Origin of the sequence: Nitrosomonas supralitoralis, from assembly GCF_003011925.2 — a bacterium.
Classification (GTDB): domain Bacteria; phylum Pseudomonadota; class Gammaproteobacteria; order Burkholderiales; family Nitrosomonadaceae; genus Nitrosomonas; species Nitrosomonas supralitoralis.
The window spans coordinates 23,712-39,241 of sequence record NZ_PXXU01000009.1 but is presented as its reverse complement, the minus strand read 5'-3'; the positions used below and the strand labels follow the sequence as shown (position 1 = coordinate 39,241).

At 43.0% G+C, this 15,530-nt stretch carries 19 protein-coding genes; 10 read left to right on the top strand and 9 right to left on the bottom strand.

The features are described 5' to 3' along the window. From amrA to C7H79_RS04510, 3 genes are read left to right on the top strand one after another with little or no spacing between them, the layout of a single operon-like run. Nucleotides 1-591, top strand: coding sequence for an AmmeMemoRadiSam system protein A (gene amrA / locus C7H79_RS04520; RefSeq protein WP_106706109.1), 591 nt, complete (start codon nucleotides 1-3; stop codon nucleotides 589-591). Further along, nucleotides 584-1,681, top strand: coding sequence for an AmmeMemoRadiSam system radical SAM enzyme (gene amrS, locus C7H79_RS04515; RefSeq protein WP_106706108.1), 1,098 nt, complete (start codon nucleotides 584-586; stop codon nucleotides 1,679-1,681). Before amrA ends, amrS begins: the two co-directional genes overlap by 8 nt. Further along, on the top strand, nucleotides 1,678-2,304 hold the full coding sequence (locus C7H79_RS04510; RefSeq protein ID WP_106706107.1) for a dienelactone hydrolase family protein: 627 nt from the start codon (nucleotides 1,678-1,680) through the stop codon (nucleotides 2,302-2,304). The genes amrS and C7H79_RS04510 overlap by 4 nt, the downstream gene beginning before the upstream one ends. A 163-nt stretch (nucleotides 2,305-2,467) precedes the next feature. Here the strand turns inward: C7H79_RS04510 and C7H79_RS04505 are convergent, their stop codons facing one another. Both C7H79_RS04505 and C7H79_RS04495 read right to left on the bottom strand, forming a co-directional pair. Further along, nucleotides 2,468-2,803 carry a hypothetical protein gene (locus tag C7H79_RS04505; RefSeq protein ID WP_106706106.1) on the bottom strand — a complete coding sequence of 112 codons (336 nt, stop codon included), beginning with the start codon at nucleotides 2,801-2,803 and terminating at the stop codon, nucleotides 2,468-2,470. Between the two features lie 684 nt (nucleotides 2,804-3,487). Then, complete coding sequence (locus tag C7H79_RS04495) at nucleotides 3,488-3,937, bottom strand: CBS domain-containing protein (protein WP_106706104.1); 450 nt, start codon at nucleotides 3,935-3,937, stop codon at nucleotides 3,488-3,490. A gap of 591 nt (nucleotides 3,938-4,528) precedes the next feature. Here C7H79_RS04495 and C7H79_RS04490 point away from each other — a divergent pair. The 6 genes from C7H79_RS04490 to flhC all read left to right on the top strand — a co-directional run bounded on the left by C7H79_RS04490 (nucleotide 4,529) and on the right by flhC (nucleotide 7,579). Continuing rightward, nucleotides 4,529-4,783 (top strand): hypothetical protein, encoded by a 255-nt coding sequence (locus C7H79_RS04490; RefSeq protein WP_106706103.1) that lies wholly within the window; start codon nucleotides 4,529-4,531, stop codon nucleotides 4,781-4,783. 10 nt (nucleotides 4,784-4,793) lie between these two features. After that, the gene (locus C7H79_RS04485; RefSeq protein ID WP_106706102.1) at nucleotides 4,794-5,006 is read left to right on the top strand and encodes an SUI1 family translation initiation factor; all 213 of its coding nucleotides are present in this window, start codon (nucleotides 4,794-4,796) and stop codon (nucleotides 5,004-5,006) included. Nucleotides 5,007-5,100: 94 nt separating this feature from the next. Beyond that, entirely contained in the window at nucleotides 5,101-5,601 is a 501-nt protein-coding gene (locus C7H79_RS04480; RefSeq protein WP_106706101.1) for a hypothetical protein, read from the top strand. A gap of 177 nt (nucleotides 5,602-5,778) precedes the next feature. Continuing rightward, nucleotides 5,779-6,156: a hypothetical protein gene (locus C7H79_RS04475; RefSeq protein WP_242447146.1), complete on the top strand. Its 378-nt coding sequence runs from the start codon at nucleotides 5,779-5,781 to the stop codon at nucleotides 6,154-6,156. Between the two features lie 540 nt (nucleotides 6,157-6,696). Next, a complete protein-coding gene (flhD, locus tag C7H79_RS04470; protein ID WP_106706099.1) occupies nucleotides 6,697-7,014 on the top strand; it encodes a flagellar transcriptional regulator FlhD in 318 nt (105 codons plus the stop codon). Between the two features lie 28 nt (nucleotides 7,015-7,042). Then, nucleotides 7,043-7,579 carry a flagellar transcriptional regulator FlhC gene (flhC, locus tag C7H79_RS04465; RefSeq protein WP_106706098.1) on the top strand — a complete coding sequence of 179 codons (537 nt, stop codon included), beginning with the start codon at nucleotides 7,043-7,045 and terminating at the stop codon, nucleotides 7,577-7,579. Between the two features lie 33 nt (nucleotides 7,580-7,612). Here flhC and C7H79_RS04460 read toward each other — a convergent pair whose 3' ends face one another. Beyond that, nucleotides 7,613-8,806, bottom strand: coding sequence for a pyridoxal phosphate-dependent aminotransferase (locus C7H79_RS04460; protein ID WP_106706097.1), 1,194 nt, complete (start codon nucleotides 8,804-8,806; stop codon nucleotides 7,613-7,615). An 81-nt stretch (nucleotides 8,807-8,887) separates the two neighbouring features. Between C7H79_RS04460 and uvrB the strand changes: the two genes are divergently transcribed. Then, complete coding sequence (gene uvrB, locus C7H79_RS04455; RefSeq protein ID WP_106706096.1) at nucleotides 8,888-10,918, top strand: excinuclease ABC subunit UvrB; 2,031 nt, start codon at nucleotides 8,888-8,890, stop codon at nucleotides 10,916-10,918. 4 nt (nucleotides 10,919-10,922) lie between these two features. Here uvrB and C7H79_RS04450 read toward each other — a convergent pair whose 3' ends face one another. The 6 genes from C7H79_RS04450 to C7H79_RS04425 form a co-directional block, all read right to left on the bottom strand. Then, on the bottom strand, nucleotides 10,923-11,270 hold the full coding sequence (locus C7H79_RS04450) for a hypothetical protein (protein WP_106706095.1): 348 nt from the start codon (nucleotides 11,268-11,270) through the stop codon (nucleotides 10,923-10,925). Between the two features lie 49 nt (nucleotides 11,271-11,319). Further along, a complete protein-coding gene (locus tag C7H79_RS04445) occupies nucleotides 11,320-12,144 on the bottom strand; it encodes a TrmH family RNA methyltransferase (RefSeq protein WP_106706094.1) in 825 nt (274 codons plus the stop codon). 46 nt (nucleotides 12,145-12,190) lie between these two features. After that, nucleotides 12,191-13,495: a histidinol dehydrogenase gene (gene hisD / locus C7H79_RS04440; protein ID WP_374057999.1), complete on the bottom strand. Its 1,305-nt coding sequence runs from the start codon at nucleotides 13,493-13,495 to the stop codon at nucleotides 12,191-12,193. A 33-nt stretch (nucleotides 13,496-13,528) separates the two neighbouring features. Beyond that, complete coding sequence (hisG, locus tag C7H79_RS04435) at nucleotides 13,529-14,173, bottom strand: ATP phosphoribosyltransferase (RefSeq protein WP_106706093.1); 645 nt, start codon at nucleotides 14,171-14,173, stop codon at nucleotides 13,529-13,531. Nucleotides 14,174-14,184: 11 nt separating this feature from the next. Further along, complete coding sequence (locus tag C7H79_RS04430) at nucleotides 14,185-14,826, bottom strand: superoxide dismutase (protein WP_106706092.1); 642 nt, start codon at nucleotides 14,824-14,826, stop codon at nucleotides 14,185-14,187. 75 nt (nucleotides 14,827-14,901) lie between these two features. Further along, a complete protein-coding gene (locus tag C7H79_RS04425; protein ID WP_106706091.1) occupies nucleotides 14,902-15,333 on the bottom strand; it encodes an ExbD/TolR family protein in 432 nt (143 codons plus the stop codon). Nucleotides 15,334-15,530: the final 197 nt, after the last annotated feature.

Sequence of the window (15,530 nt, the reverse complement as noted above, 5' to 3'; positions counted from 1 at the left end):
ATGTTACTGGAGAATGCTCAACAGGGAAAGATTCTGCTGCAAATTGCACGGACGGCCATTGCACAAGCTTTGCATGTATCCTGCACAGCGGCAGAGGTGGAAGAAAATATGTCTTGGCTTAACAAACCGGGAGCAACCTTTGTTACTTTAATCCAATATGGTGAGCTAAGGGGCTGTGTCGGTTCTCTGCAAGCATGTGATCCGCTGCTTGAAGATGTCAGTAATAATGCCGTCCTGGCTGCGTTGCGTGATCAACGCTTCGTACCGTTGGCGGAAGAAGAGCTCGATACGATAGAAGTCGAAGTGTCGTTGCTCTCTCAATTGCAACCGCTGGGTTTTAACAGCGAAGTCGATGTACTGTCACAATTGCGTCCGAATATTGACGGCATTGTGCTCGAATGTGGGCCGCATCGCAGTACATTTCTGCCTCAAGTATGGGAGAGCCTTCCTCAACCCCAACAATTTCTGGCTAAGTTAAAATCGAAAGCACGGTTAGCCGAAGATTTCTGGTCTGAAGAGATTAAGCTATCTCGATATACTGTCAGTAAATGGCGCGAAAAGGATAATTTTAAGGAGCTCACACATGGATGAACCGATTAGCACCTCTCAACAACATCCGGCTAAATATTGGCATTTGCTTGACGATGGCCGAATTCAGTGTGATTTATGTCCGCGTGATTGCAAACTGCATGATGGACAACGTGGAGCGTGTTTTGTTCGTGGGCGCGTTGGTGCGGCCATGGTACTGACGACATATGGGCGCTCATCCGGTTTTTGTGTGGATCCCATTGAAAAAAAACCATTAAATCAGTTTTTTCCGGGTAGCAGCATTTTATCTTTTGGCACGGCAGGATGTAATCTTGCCTGCAAGTTCTGTCAGAATTGGGATATTTCCAAATCCCGCAGCTTTGATAAATTGCTAGACCAGGCCAGTCCGGAGGCTATCGCGCAGTGTGCGAAACAATATGGTTGCAAAAGCGTTGCATTTACATACAACGATCCGGTGATTTTTGCGGAATATGCGATGGATGTGGCAGATGCTTGTAACGCTGCGGGTATCAAGACAGTCGCAGTGACGGCGGGGTATATCCATGCCGAACCGCGCCGGGATTTTTTTGCCAAAATGGATGCCGCTAATGTTGATCTTAAGGCATTTACCGAAGAATTCTATATCAAGCAAACTGGATCGCATCTGCAACCGGTGTTAGATACCTTAAAATATCTGAGACATGAAACTGATGTATGGCTTGAATTGACGACATTGCTGATACCTGGTTTAAATGACTCAAATCAGGAAATCAGCGCGATGAGCGAGTGGATCATCAAAGAATTGGGGGCCGATGTGCCGCTGCACTTCAGTGCCTTTCATCCTGATTACAAACTGAACGATATACCGCAAACGCCGGCTGAAACTGTAATCAGGGCGCGCAATATTGCATTGAATGCCGGTTTAAACTATGTATATACCGGTAATGTGCACTATATCGAGGGCGATACCACTTTTTGTCCATCCTGCGGAAGTGCAGCCACCGTGCGCGATTGGTATGAAATTAAGCAATATCACTTAACTGCGGATGGACGTTGCACAAATTGTAATGCGGCAATTGCAGGTCGTTATGATCAATGTGCTGGGCAATTCGGCAGACAACGTATTCCGGTCAGAATTAGAGCGATAGCATGACCATGGTAAAAATTACAGTCGGCACCGTTGAGCTGAACGGTGAACTGGTGTTGCCAGCTTCGACGCGGAGCATCGTATTATTCGCGCATGGCAGTGGCAGCAGCCGTTTCAGTCCGCGCAATACTTATGTTGCCAGAGAGTTGCAGCAAAAGGGTGTCGGCACGATGTTGTTCGATTTATTGACAGATGCAGAAGATCAAGATTATGCGATGCGTTTCAATATTGATTTTCTGACATGTCGCTTGCTCGCTGCTACCGCATGGATCCAGGCTAATCCGGAAACCCAGATGCTGAAAATCGGTTATTTTGGAGCCAGTACAGGCGCAGCCGCTGCATTACAAGCTGCGGCAAGAATGGGATCGGTTATTGCTGCCGTGGTATCGCGTGGCGGACGTCCGGATTTGGCAGGTGAGATTGCCTTAAGCCAAGTGACCGCGTCGGTATTGCTCATCGTTGGCAGTGAGGATTACGGTGTAATTGAATTGAACGAGCAGGCTTATGCTTTAATGAGATGCGTAAAAGATCTGGTTTTGATTCCGGGAGCGACGCATTTGTTTGAAGAACCTGACACTTTAGAGCAGGCTGCACAGCATGCTACTCACTGGTTTATGAAGTATTTGTAATGAAATAGATTTTTCGAATTTCCAGAGCAATAACTGTTTTAGTAGTGCTTTCGGTGAAGCAGTAAATTTTCTGTTAAGAATTTTACTGCTTTCGAAGAAATATCAGTCATATTTGATAGTTAACTGCTTGACGATTGAATTGTTGATCAGGCAGATTGCATAATTAAGGAGGGGGTTGTTTATAAAAATCTTTTGAGAACTCCTCGTATCTTCCTAACGTGGCGCAGATTTTCTCGAATTCTTTACGGATATTGGCCGGAGTTCTTTTTAAATAGAAAGCGAGAACTCGCGTGTTTGTTGATTCCAGTATCAGGCTTGCTTCCAATAATTGATACATGGAAGGTGTCAGTAGTCTCTTGATATCTAATGCTTCAATGAAGCGTGATGCATGCATTTTTGCACGCCTTAACTGACCTGCTTCAAAAAATGGGTTGCAATTTTTTCGTTGGTTTAGCGGAAAATCGATATTAAGATCGGTTGCAATTGAGAATTGTTTCATCTGGCGCCACTCCTTGTATAAAGTGTTAGAATCCAGGATAGCAAAGATATATTTCAGTAATATGAAAATGCAACATAACCTTGCTTCAGTTAACTATACTCTGACAGAAATTTTAAGCAACAGTTTTTTAGAAGTTATGGAAGCACTGAATAATTCACCGCGCAGCAGCGTATCGAGCAGGTTTTTTTTTGGATATTGGGTTGAATTCAGAATTTTCTGGTCTGAATTGAATTATTTTTGGCTATGTCACAATTAGTTGTTGAATCTGCCTTGTTTTACCGGGAGATGCTATGAGACAAAGGATTGGTGTAATACTTCTGCAGTGAAACATTGTCAATCACGTTTTCCATTGTTATGAAAATCACTCTACTTAAGTCAAGCGGTTACACACAGATAATTGTCGCAAAACTTCTATGTGGCGTGTCAGAATTTGCAGCATTTTTGCAGGCGCTCATCCGTATCAATCGTTCTAGTAACTTTTGTTTCTCATTAATTCAGCATCAAGCAGGCTGGCGGTAATGTCGGCGAGATCAGACGGTGCGTTGCTTGTAAAGCATGCGCAAATTCCGCTGGTATTCCATTAGAATATTTGCCGCTGTTACAGGAGTTCAAGTGAGACTTCTCAATCTTACTCAAGGTAATCGGTCAGCGATACAGTTTTCCGATTACCTTGAATCAACATCATTACGGACGATGACGAACTTCTTTTTTCTGCTCGTATCTGACCAGTTTGGCGAGATCAAGCAGTGCTTCGGATAACCATTGTAGGGCATCATCCAGAGTTAAAATGCCAACCAATTCTCCGGCATCATCAACGACCGGCAAGCGACGGCTAGTTTTGCGACGCATTAATTCAATCGCTTCAAGTGTTTCGGCACTCTCTTTCACGGTAAATATATCCGGTGACATGATGTCGCCAACCGTAATGACCGTTTCGTCCAATTCAGTAGCCATAACTTCGACAATCAAATCACGATCCGTGACTATCCCTACAGGGATCGCGCGGCCATTGGGTTTGTCGATCACGATGACAGCGCCTACATGAAACTGACGCATCAGTTTTGCAGCTTCCTGTATAGTTTCATTCCGCTGAATTACAATTACTTCACGATTACAAATTTCACCGATAGTCATATTATGCTCCTTTCTTGTTATTTGAATAAAACAGCTGTGGATTGATTAATGTGACCCAAGTCGCGTTTACGGTTTTCTATTCAATGCCAATGGCCGTTGTAGAACATTGTGCTATGTTTAAGGAGAGCTGTTAGTTTCGTTAGCTTGCCTATTATTCTCTAACAATCATGTTTTGTTCCTGATTAATGTCGTCATGTCGAGCGATTTTATAGCAATCCGGGTGTTTGACTCGGGTACTCATGATCAATCTCCTTTGCAACAACAGATTCACTCAAAATTATAAACACTGTCCATTTATCCGGATAAAAGCATTTATAACAATGTCAGCACTACTACATACATCTTGATCGCTTTGATGAATTTGTCAAGCTTCAGCCTTGCTTGTTATCAAGCAAAAATTATCGCTGCGTTTAGCATTGGTAGCTTCCTACACATATAGAATACATTTTTTATTCAATCTATTAATCAATTTCTCCATTTGCTCAAAATGGTTGAAAGAATCTCGAACGGCCGGCGCAACGAGTAAGCTGTGGTATTATTTTGAATAATATATTTTAGTTTGGCATTTTTTAGATAAATCAATTTCTGAAAATGAGATACAAAAAAAGTGCAAAAACTGAGTTGTATGCGAAACACAATGCTGTCATTGCTGAGATCTCTAAGAAAATTGCTTATATGTTGGAAAGGGGCGACAATTTTACGATGCCCAGCACTGCGATTTTGCCATTCTTCGCGCTGATCGATCAAACTAGGTGCGGTTGGCTGGAAATTAACACTGTGTTGAAATCTCGTTCACTGAAAGAATTGGATTCGTTGGCTAAACGTACCATGCTGTCATCATGCTAAGGAGTAAGTCATGATTTCTTCTGATCGTATTGCTGCAGCTAACAAATTGGCAGGAGTGCTTTCTGATTATCGTGGCCCAACCCCGTTGGTTTGTGCTGTGCCCATGGCACCGCCTAATGCTCACAAAAATGCACGGAAAGGCGAATCGGGTCGTGTGCTTGTCATCGCCACCGGGTTTCAATGCAGTTGGTCAGTATTATTTGAATTTCCCACAAGTGAGTGACGAAGAAGTGGTTGCTTGTCTTGCTGAATCGATACATCACTAATGGATTGATGATGTATTGTATTAATAATAAATTATTAGCCAGGAGCTTTTTATGATACGAAATCCGATTGATGTTGCAACCCGTGTCAGCCCCAATTTATCTGCATTATTTGAAAATTGCTTAAATCGATCAAAACCTGAGCAGGATGTTACACTGGGCATGGCCCGTGATTTTGTAACCGGTTTATTGACGGAGGCATTTACTGAAACAGAACAGCTTCATCATTTTGATATTAATGAATCCTTGGTCGATGAATTAAATGCATTGATTGAAGAATATGGGGAAACGGCCGCTGCGATTGATTTTATTCAGAGAGTCGCCAGCGAGCCCTTGTCGCGTGTCATTGAAGCATTGGTTAGTGACATGGATCTGGAAAATCCACCGACCCTGGATATGGTCAGGGACGCGATGGTTTCAGGATTAACCGCAAGCCTGGTGGGCTCTGGTGTTTTGGATGAGGACGAAGATGATAATTTGCTTGCTGAAATTGAATCACTGATTGATCGACATGGTTCAGAAGCATTTGCTGAAGAGTTTATACGCTACGAATAATATAAGGTGTATCGCAGTAATTACAGCAAGAATGAACCTTAGCTTCGATTCTCAATCGAAGTGTTCATTAGCTACGGCTGTTTTATATATTTTTAATGATTTATGTGCCTTGATAAAATATACGTATTACAAACGGGTGTAAGTCTTAAAGTTTCTACTATAGCTTTGCAAGAATTGATGGCCAATGTCATCAACAAAAAAAAGTGTTCTGAACTTGAAAGCATACGTAGAATTACAGATTTATATGATTATCTATCTGTTGTTGTGTGTGATGGAGTAGAGGGCTTAATCGAGAGACGACAACGTTGGATTGACCAAAAAATTAAAGCTGCTTTGGTCGCAGGACATCCCATTTCATTTAATAGCTTCGGCAATCTTTTTTGGCGCAATCTGGATGAAGATGATCCGGATGGCGATGAGTGGAAACAATTGATGGCTAGCGAACAATTCTATTCACAATTGACCATTCTGTTCAATAAAGTGCGCGTAGTGGAACGGAGCCTACTGCAACGCAAGGAAATGGTTCCGGATTTGTTTTTGGGTTCAACTTCATAAAACATTGATCCAATTGAATTACCAGTGGTTAGAGTACTCAAGACCTTAGAAAAATAAATGTATTTCTAACTGTTTAAAATTGCTGATTTAAAGTATTTTTCCGTCGATATTCTTAAGATTGATACTCTTTGGATTCATGATATTATGAATTCTATTGATCGTTCAGCGGTCAGAAATAAATGAACGAAGCAACTATTATTTTTGACCTGATGACCAGTTATTATGGGAATTGGGACTGAAGATTTGCTTGAATTCATTATCATCTTTTACACGATTACCGTGCACGATATTTGTTTCTTTTATCAAGTCACAAGTAGCTATCATGCTGACTTAGTTGCCCAGATTAATAATAAATCTACCAGATTCAATTAAATATGGCTCGAGTGGTGTAGGTAATATTCTTACATTGCGATAAGAAGTTTACCTAACCTCGTTTAAGCCTATCTTTCATTTACTTCCTTCACGTCATAATTGAAAATATCATCTACACGAACAGATGTTTTTGAATTAAATTTTATTTCATTTAGGGGGTAATTTAAAATGCATACAGATCAAATGTTGGATGAAATCAGAGATATTAATTTGAGCTATTTATTGCTTGCGAAGCAAATGTTGCATGACGATAAGGTATCTGCCATGTATCGATTAGGCATCAACCAGGATCTTGCTGATATTCTGGATAAATTAACCTCTGCACAATTAATTAAAATGGCTGCATCAAATTTGTTACTTTGTCGTTTCCGTTTTGATGATCGTTTGATTGCCGAAATGCTATCCAACGATAATCGTGAACAATCCGTCGCTAAGTCGCACGCAGCTATTTTGATGGCAGGAATACCTGCAGAAACTGTGGCATAGAAGTAAATATATAAAAAAGGCTAACCTCATGCGCAATCGAAGCATTATCACCGAAGCCAAGCAAATTCAACTGGCAACTGAATTGATTCAATTAGGGGCCCGATTACAGGTGCTCGAAATGAATACAGATCTGAGTCGAGAAAGATTAGTAAAGCTATATAAAGAAATTAGAGGAGTTTCGCCCCCCAAAGGAATGCTGCCCTATTCGGAAGATTGGTTTATGAGCTGGCAACCGAATATGCACTCTTCGTTGTTCATTAATATATACAATTATGTGACCGCAAATACCGGTATTGAAGGTATTGATGCTTTAATTAAAAGTTACAAGCTCTACAATGAGCACGTTAAGGTTAACCAGTTAGAGAAAGTATTAAGCTTAACGCGTGCCTGGACTTTAGTGCGCTTTGTTGTCAGTGGCGTGTTGTGCATAGCGCCCTGTGTGAGGTGTCATGGCAAGTATGTGGTGCATTCCCTCGAAATTCACTCCAATCACGTGTGCGGTTTATGTAATATACCTTCTCGGGCTGGAAAAACTAAGAAAGCAGCAATGGCCGCGCTTCATTAAAATAATAATCAAAAATCTGCAGGAATAATGAATTTAGTCCAGCAGATTTTTCATGCGACTTAATGCTTGCCTTAGATTTTCCATTGAGGTTGCAAAGGATAGTCGCATATAGCCTTCACACCCAAATGCGGAACCTGGAACCACAGCGACTCCTGATTTCTCCAGTAGATATTCGCTATACGCGATATCATTTTGTGCGCTTATCAGGTTTCTTTTATATAGCGTGTGGATTGATAAACGAGCATCTGCAAATGCATAGAATGCGCCTTGCGATGATAAACAATGCACACCATTCATCTGATTCAATTGTTCAGTCATATAGGTGTTACGTTCTTTGAAAGCTGCGACCATGGGGTTGATGCAGGATTGATCGCCATTTAATGCCGCTTCTGCAGCTGCTTGCGAGATGGAACTGGGGTTCGATGTGCTTTGTGATTGAATATTTTCCATTGCTGAAATGATGTGTGCAGGGCCTCCGCAATAACCGATTCGCCATCCTGTCATTGAATAAGCCTTGGAAACACCATTAAGAACAATGGTCTGAGGCAACAATTCCGGGCAAGCATTGACGATATTCATAAATCGTTGTCCAGAAAGCAATATGTGTTCGTACATGTCATCGGTGGCAATGAGAATTTTGGGGTGTTTACGTAAAACTTCACCCAGTGCTTTGAGTTCATCCAAGGTATAAACAGCTCCCGATGGGTTACTGGGGCTGTTGATGACAAACATTTTAGTTTTTGGCGTGATGACAGCTTCCAACTGCTGCGCAGAAATCTTGAAATTCTGTTCGATACCGGTATCGATAAATACTGGTTTACCTTCAGCGATTAACACAATGTCTGGATAGGAAACCCAATAAGGTGCCGGGATAATCACCTCATCACCGGGATTGATTACGGACAAAACCAGATTAAAAAAACTTTGTTTGCCTCCACACGAAACCAAAATCTGTTTGGTGTCAAAATCAAAATTATTCTCTCGTTTAAACTTTGCCACAATGGCATTTTTTAAACTGGGAGTTCCGCCGACCGCAGTATATTTTGTCTGGCCTTTATTAATTGCAGCGATTGCAGCATCCTTGATATGCTGAGGAGTATCAAAGTCAGGTTCACCTGCACCCAGTCCTATAATATCTTTGCCCTCAGATTTGAGCTTGGCGGCGCGCGCGGTAACAGCAAGGGTAGGGGATGGTTTTATAGCTTGAACGCGACTAGAGAGTTCCACAGAAAATCCTCGCACTAAAATAGATAGACCGGCATGTTAGAATGATACAAACACATAAAATGTTCAGTTGGAATTATACCTGTGATCGCAACCTTCCCCAATAGTCCGTTCAAATTACATCAGGCATTTGCACCTGCAGGAGATCAACCTGCGGCAATTAAGCAACTAATTGAAGGGATAAATGATGGCCTTGCGTTTCAAACATTATTGGGTGTTACCGGATCGGGGAAAACTTATACGATTGCCAACATGATTGCTCATTTGGGGCGTCCGGCAATTTTAATCGCGCCAAACAAAACACTTGCGGCACAACTTTATGCTGAGATGCGCGAATTTTTTCCCGAGAACGCCATCGAGTACTTTGTTTCTTATTACGATTATTACCAGCCCGAAGCGTATGTGCCCGCGCGGGATCTGTTTATCGAAAAAGATTCCAGCATCAATGAACATATCGAACAAATGCGCTTGTCTGCGACCAAATCCCTATTGGAGCGCGATGATGCAATTATCGTGGCTACTGTGTCATGTATTTACGGTATCGGTGATCCGGTGGACTATCATGGCATGATTTTGCATTTGCGAAACGGTGAGAAAATTTCCCAGCGCGATATTATAAAACGTCTGACTGAGATGCAATACGAACGTAATGAATTGGAATTCAAGCGCGGGGTATTTCGAGTTCGAGGTGATGTGGTGGATATTTTTCCGGCGGAAAGTTCGGAAGCTGCGTTAAGAGTGTCATTGTTCGACGATGAAGTGGATAGCCTGTCACTATTTGACCCGTTGACCGGTCGTATATTACAAAAATTATCGCGATTTACTGTTTATCCTTCCAGTCATTATGTAACGCCGCGCAGCACTACATTGCGTGCAATGGAAACCATCAAAGATGAGTTGCGCGAACGGCTGGAATATTATTACCAGGAGCACCGCTTGGTTGAGGCGCAGCGTCTTGAGCAGCGTACCCGGTTTGATCTCGAAATGCTCAATGAATTGGGTTTCTGCAAAGGCATTGAAAATTATTCACGCCATCTTTCCGGCAAAAAGCCCGGAGAACCGCCTCCGACTTTACTGGATTACTTGCCTTCCACCGCTTTGATGATTATTGACGAGAGCCATGTTACGGTGCCGCAGATCGGAGGAATGTATAAAGGCGATCGTTCGCGTAAGGAAAATCTGGTGAGTTATGGCTTTCGCCTGCCGTCTGCCTTGGATAATCGTCCCTTGCGCTTTGAAGAATTTGAAAAAAGAATGCCGCAGACTGTGTTTGTATCGGCAACACCTGCGAATTATGAGCATCAACACAGCGGGCAGACTGTAGAGCAAGTAGTGCGGCCTACGGGATTGATTGATCCCACGATTGAGGTGCGACCGGTAGCGACTCAAGTTGATGATTTAATGTCCGAGGTTCATTTACGCACAGCCAAGAATGAGCGTGTGTTGGTTACTACTCTCACAAAGCGCATGGCGGAAGATTTAACGGATTATTTTTCCGAGCATCAAATTAAGGTGCGGTATTTGCATTCAGATATCGATACGGTAGAGCGTGTTGAAATTATCCGCGATTTGCGCTTGGGGCAATTTGACGTGTTGGTCGGGATTAACTTGTTGCGCGAAGGGTTGGATATCCCGGAAGTTTCACTGGTCGCGATACTGGATGCCGACAAGGAAGGTTTCCTGCGCTCGGAAAGATCACTGATTCAAACCATCGGCCGCGCTGCTCGTCATATCAACGGCACGGCTATTCTTTATGCCGCAACCATTACCCGATCCATGCGTGCAGCGATTGATGAGACCAATCGTCGACGCGAGAAGCAATTGGAATTTAATGTGCAAAATCACATTACACCGCGATCGGTACAGAAACGAATTAAAGACCTGATCGACGGTGTTTATAACTATGAATCCGCACAGCAGAATCTCAAAGCAGCGCAAGTACAGGCTCGTTATGATGCCATGAGTGAAGCTCAACTGGCCAAGGAGATACAACGCGTCGAAAAGAAAATGCTCAATGCTGCTAAAAACCTTGAATTCGAGCAGGCAGCGCAATTTCGTGATGAGCTCAAAAGTCTCAAGAATAAATTACTGATTGGTTTTACTGATGTGACTTGAAAGGTTATTTTTTAACCTGCGTAGAAGTAACAAAAACGATTGTACTGAATGTGCGATTCAATGTTTTGCTGGTAAAGTTGGACATGACCATACTTCCAGAGTAACGGATATGATCACCTATATTAACCTTGGTTGTGGGGGCAGCAATCCAGAACTTATGTCCACTATTTTCCAATTCCATATAGGTGTAACCAGCAGCATCCATAGTGTTGACAACAATTCCTTCATCATCCAGCATTTTTGCTTTGGATTCCTGCTGATTCTGCGGTTCATGATGGGACGCCATGACATTGACAGGATTGAATAACGAGCATCCAAGCAGGATGACGAGGGATAAGCATGTAATTTTCATAATACTCCAAACGAGTGTGTTGTTAGGTGCAGTATGATACACCTCTGCATTATTTAGTTCCAATATTGGAAGATAGTATTGAGTCTCTTTCTTGGCGTACTTTCTCAAAAAAACAAATAGCGGCTGCAGCTGCGGCGTTCAGTGACTCGGTTTTACCAGGCATGGGAATTACGATATTTTCATCTGCGGCTTGTATCATTTCCTTAGATAATCCTGCGCCTTCATTACCAAATATGAAAGCTGTGGGTCCAACTAATGAAATTTCAAAAAGATTCTTTGATGCCTGTATGGATGTAGCAATTACAGTTCCTTTGAATTGCTGTGCAATATGTTTTAGATCACTATTTTCATGGATATGCAAAAAAAAATGAGCGCCCATGCCAGCCCGTAATGTTTTCGGGGACCAGGCGTCAGTGCAATGTTTTGAAAGATAGATATTGTTGACACCGGCGGCGGCTGCCGAACGCAATATCGAGCCAAGATTTCCGGGGTCCTGGATTGCCTCCAGCAGCACGCTGAAAACTACTTTTCTGCTATAAGCTTGTTCCTTCAATGCGGGAATTGAAATAAGCGCGAGTATGCCGATAGGTGTCTTTACCGGAGATATTGCACGAAACAACGAGTTGCTAATGATGGTTATTTTAGGAGGTTTGTGTCCAAAGATTATGTCTATGAAATGTTTATTATCAGCATCTTCATAATACGATTCGCTGACAATCAGATTTTCCGGTTTACCCAATATCGAGCAGTAAATTTGAATGAGGTTGATGCCGTCAAGTAGCGTCAGGCCAGTTTTCTTGCGATATTGTGCCGATCCCTCCAGCTTGATCAGTTGTTTTACTAGCGGGTGGTCACGTGAAGTAATAACTGGCATTTATAAACCCCGCAAGTATCGAAACAATCGCAGTGAAATCGCACTACTATCGATTTTTATAACGGTATTCTGCCGATAAAGCGTGTGCTTGCAATCCTTCCCCAGTCGCAAGCACCGATGCAATTTCTCCCAGTTTGGCTGCGCCCTGCTGCGAGACCTGGATCAAGCTGCTGCGTTTTTGGAAATCATACACACCCAATGGAGATGAGAATCGTGCTGTTCGTGATGTTGGCAATACATGATTGGGGCCGGCGCAATAATCTCCTAGTGCTTCACAGGCATTGCGACCCATGAAAATGGCGCCGGCATGGCGGATTTTATCAATCCATTTTTCCGGTTGCTCAAGAGATAATTCTAGATGCTCTGGTGCGATTCGGTTGGCGATTGCACAAGCTTCGTCCAAATCCTTGACCTGAATCAAAGCACCACGATTTTCCAACGAAGCACGAATGACGTCCTTGCGTGACATTTCTGCTAACAGGCGATTCAGGCTAAGCGTCACTCGGTCAAGAAATTCAGCATCGGGTGATAACAAAATAGATTGAGCTAGTTCGTCATGCTCAGCCTGGGAAAACAAATCCATAGCAATCCAATCCGGATGGGTTTGACCATCGCAAATGATCAAAATTTCAGACGGTCCGGCCACCATATCGATACCGACGATGCCGAACACTCTGCGTTTTGCAGCCGCGACATAGGCATTGCCTGGGCCGACAATTTTATCCACGGGCGGAACGGTTTCAGTACCATAAGCCAATGCGCCAACAGCTTGAGCTCCACCGATAGTAAAAACGCGATCCACCTGACTGATGGCGGCGGCTGCCAAAACCATGTCGTTTCTTTCGCCATTCGGTGTCGGAACGACCATGATCAATTCTTTTACGCCGGCGACTTTGGCTGGAATTGCATTCATCAAAACCGAAGAAGGGTAGGAAGCCTTTCCACCGGGAACATAAAGTCCAACACGATCCAGTGGCGTTATTTTTTGGCCTAATAACGTGCCTTCCGAGTCGATATATTGCCATGAATTCATCAACTGCCTCTCATGGTAACTGCGGACCCGTTCGGCTGCCTTTTCCAATGCAGTTCGCTGGGTTGATGGCAATGTGATGAGTGATCGCCGCAAATGATCCTGCGTGAGTTCAAGATCTTTACCAGAAGTTGCCGACAATCTGTCAAACCGATTGGTATATTCGATCAAAGCGACATCTTTGCGCTGCTTAATATCTGCAAGAATCTTCGATGCGGTTAAGTCGACCGTGTCGTCCTGAGCATTCTCAAACGCCAGAAGTTTATCAAGATTGGAATTAAAATCAGTGTCTTTTGAATTAAATCGTTTTATTTCGATCATGTTAGTGGAGTGAATTGACACGAAGGGATTGATTTATGCTTTGATGGCTGCAGAGAATGCATCCAATACCGGTTGTATGGTGTTTCCTTTCAGCTTTAAGGCTGCCTGATTAATAATCAATCTTGATGAAATAGTCATGATTTCTTCCACCGCCTTGAGGTTGTTAGCTTTTAATGTGTTTCCGCTTGAAACGAGATCAACGATGGCATCCGCCAAACCCACTAAAGGCGCCAATTCCATCGAACCATACAATTTGATCAGATCGACATGCACGCCTTTAGCAGCAAAGTGTTCGCGGGCGGTTTGTACGTATTTGGTGGCAACGCGTAATCTTGCACCTTGTCGAACCGCTGAATCGTAGTCAAAACTTATCGGTGCCGCTACCATCATGCGGCAACGTGCAATATTCAGATCCAGCGGTTGATAGAGACCTGCGCCACCATGCTCCAGCAGTACATCTTTACCAGCGATACCGAGGTCTGCAGCGCCATACTGTACATAAGTCGGTACATCCGATGCACGCACTATGATCAGACGTACATTCGTCCGGTTAGTGGAGAGAATTAATTTGCGCGATGTTTCCGGATTATCCAGCGCTTCAATTCCTGCGGCGTTGAGTATAGGTGCAGTGTCATCGAAAATTCGCCCTTTTGACAGGGCGATGGTGATATCAGTCATATAGAGTGGGATTATTTAAGATTGGCTTCAGCAAAATCCCAATTGATCAGTTTATCCAGAATCGCATTCGCATAATCGACACGGCGATTCTGATAATCCAGATAGTAGGCATGTTCCCAAACATCGATGGTTAATAACGGCCGGACATCTTTTGTCAGCGGCGTTTCGGCGTTGCCAGTTTTGACCAAAGCGATTTTATCGCCATCCTGCACCAACCATGCCCAACCGCTTCCAAACTGGGTTAATGCAGCTTGGGAAAATTCTTTTTTGCAAGCCTCCAGACTTCCAAATGAAGCTTCAATTTTTTGTTTCAGTTTTGCCGAAGGTTCGCCGGCGCCATTGGGTTTCAGGCTATGCCAATAAAACATATGGTTCCAGACTTGCGCAGCATTATTAAATATTGCAGCTTTATCCGCTTGTCCTGCTGTTGCCTTGATAATTTGCTCCAATGACTGGCCTGCTAGGTCGCTGTTTGCCAACAGATTATTCAAGTTGTCGACATAGGTTTTGTGATGCTTGCCATAGTGGAAACTCAGTGTATTTGCAGATATCACAGGCTGTAGTGCATTGTCTGAATAAGGCAATGGGGCTAAGACATACTGCGAACCGGATTGTGCTGCCTGGGAAAAGTTATCGAGGTTGACATTGGTCATCGTGCTCTCCTTAGAAGTGAAATGTTAATTTATTGCAATAGTTTTAATGAATTCAATCACGATTCGGAGTAATCTTTAGTCTGCATTATTCGTCTCCGTGGTGAAAGTGATTTTATTGTAACCCGCCAAGCGGGCAGCTTCCATAACTGTAATGACTGACTGGTGCGTAGCCTTGGCATCTGCGCTGATAATGATAAAAGGATCGGGTCGATCTTTGGCTGCGAACTGCAAAGCGTCACGTAAACTTTCAATGCTGGAAAACTTGATTGGTATCATATTGATGGTGTAATCTCCCAGCGCATTGACGGTTATGTCTATATTGTTTGGCTTGTCGATATTTTTGTCGACTTCCTCATCACTGGCCTGCGGGAGAGTGATTTCAAGTTCGGCAAACTTCGAATAGGTTGTTGTCACTACCAGGAAGATCAGTATTACCAGCAGCACGTCGATCATTGGCACCAGATTGATTTCTGGTTCGTCACTTTGTTTCCCGCGTTGAAAATTCATTCAGATAAAAACCGTCGTTAATGGAAAGTCAATTTTCAAATTTAATACATTGAATAATTATGTCAATGTAAAAATGCAACTGCAAAGATGGCTAGTATAATACCAGTTGCAATTTTTATTGAAGCTATCGAAATAGATCACACAATTATTGCACAGACTTATAAAATAGCCAGCCGTGTTTCAAGAGATAATCGAGT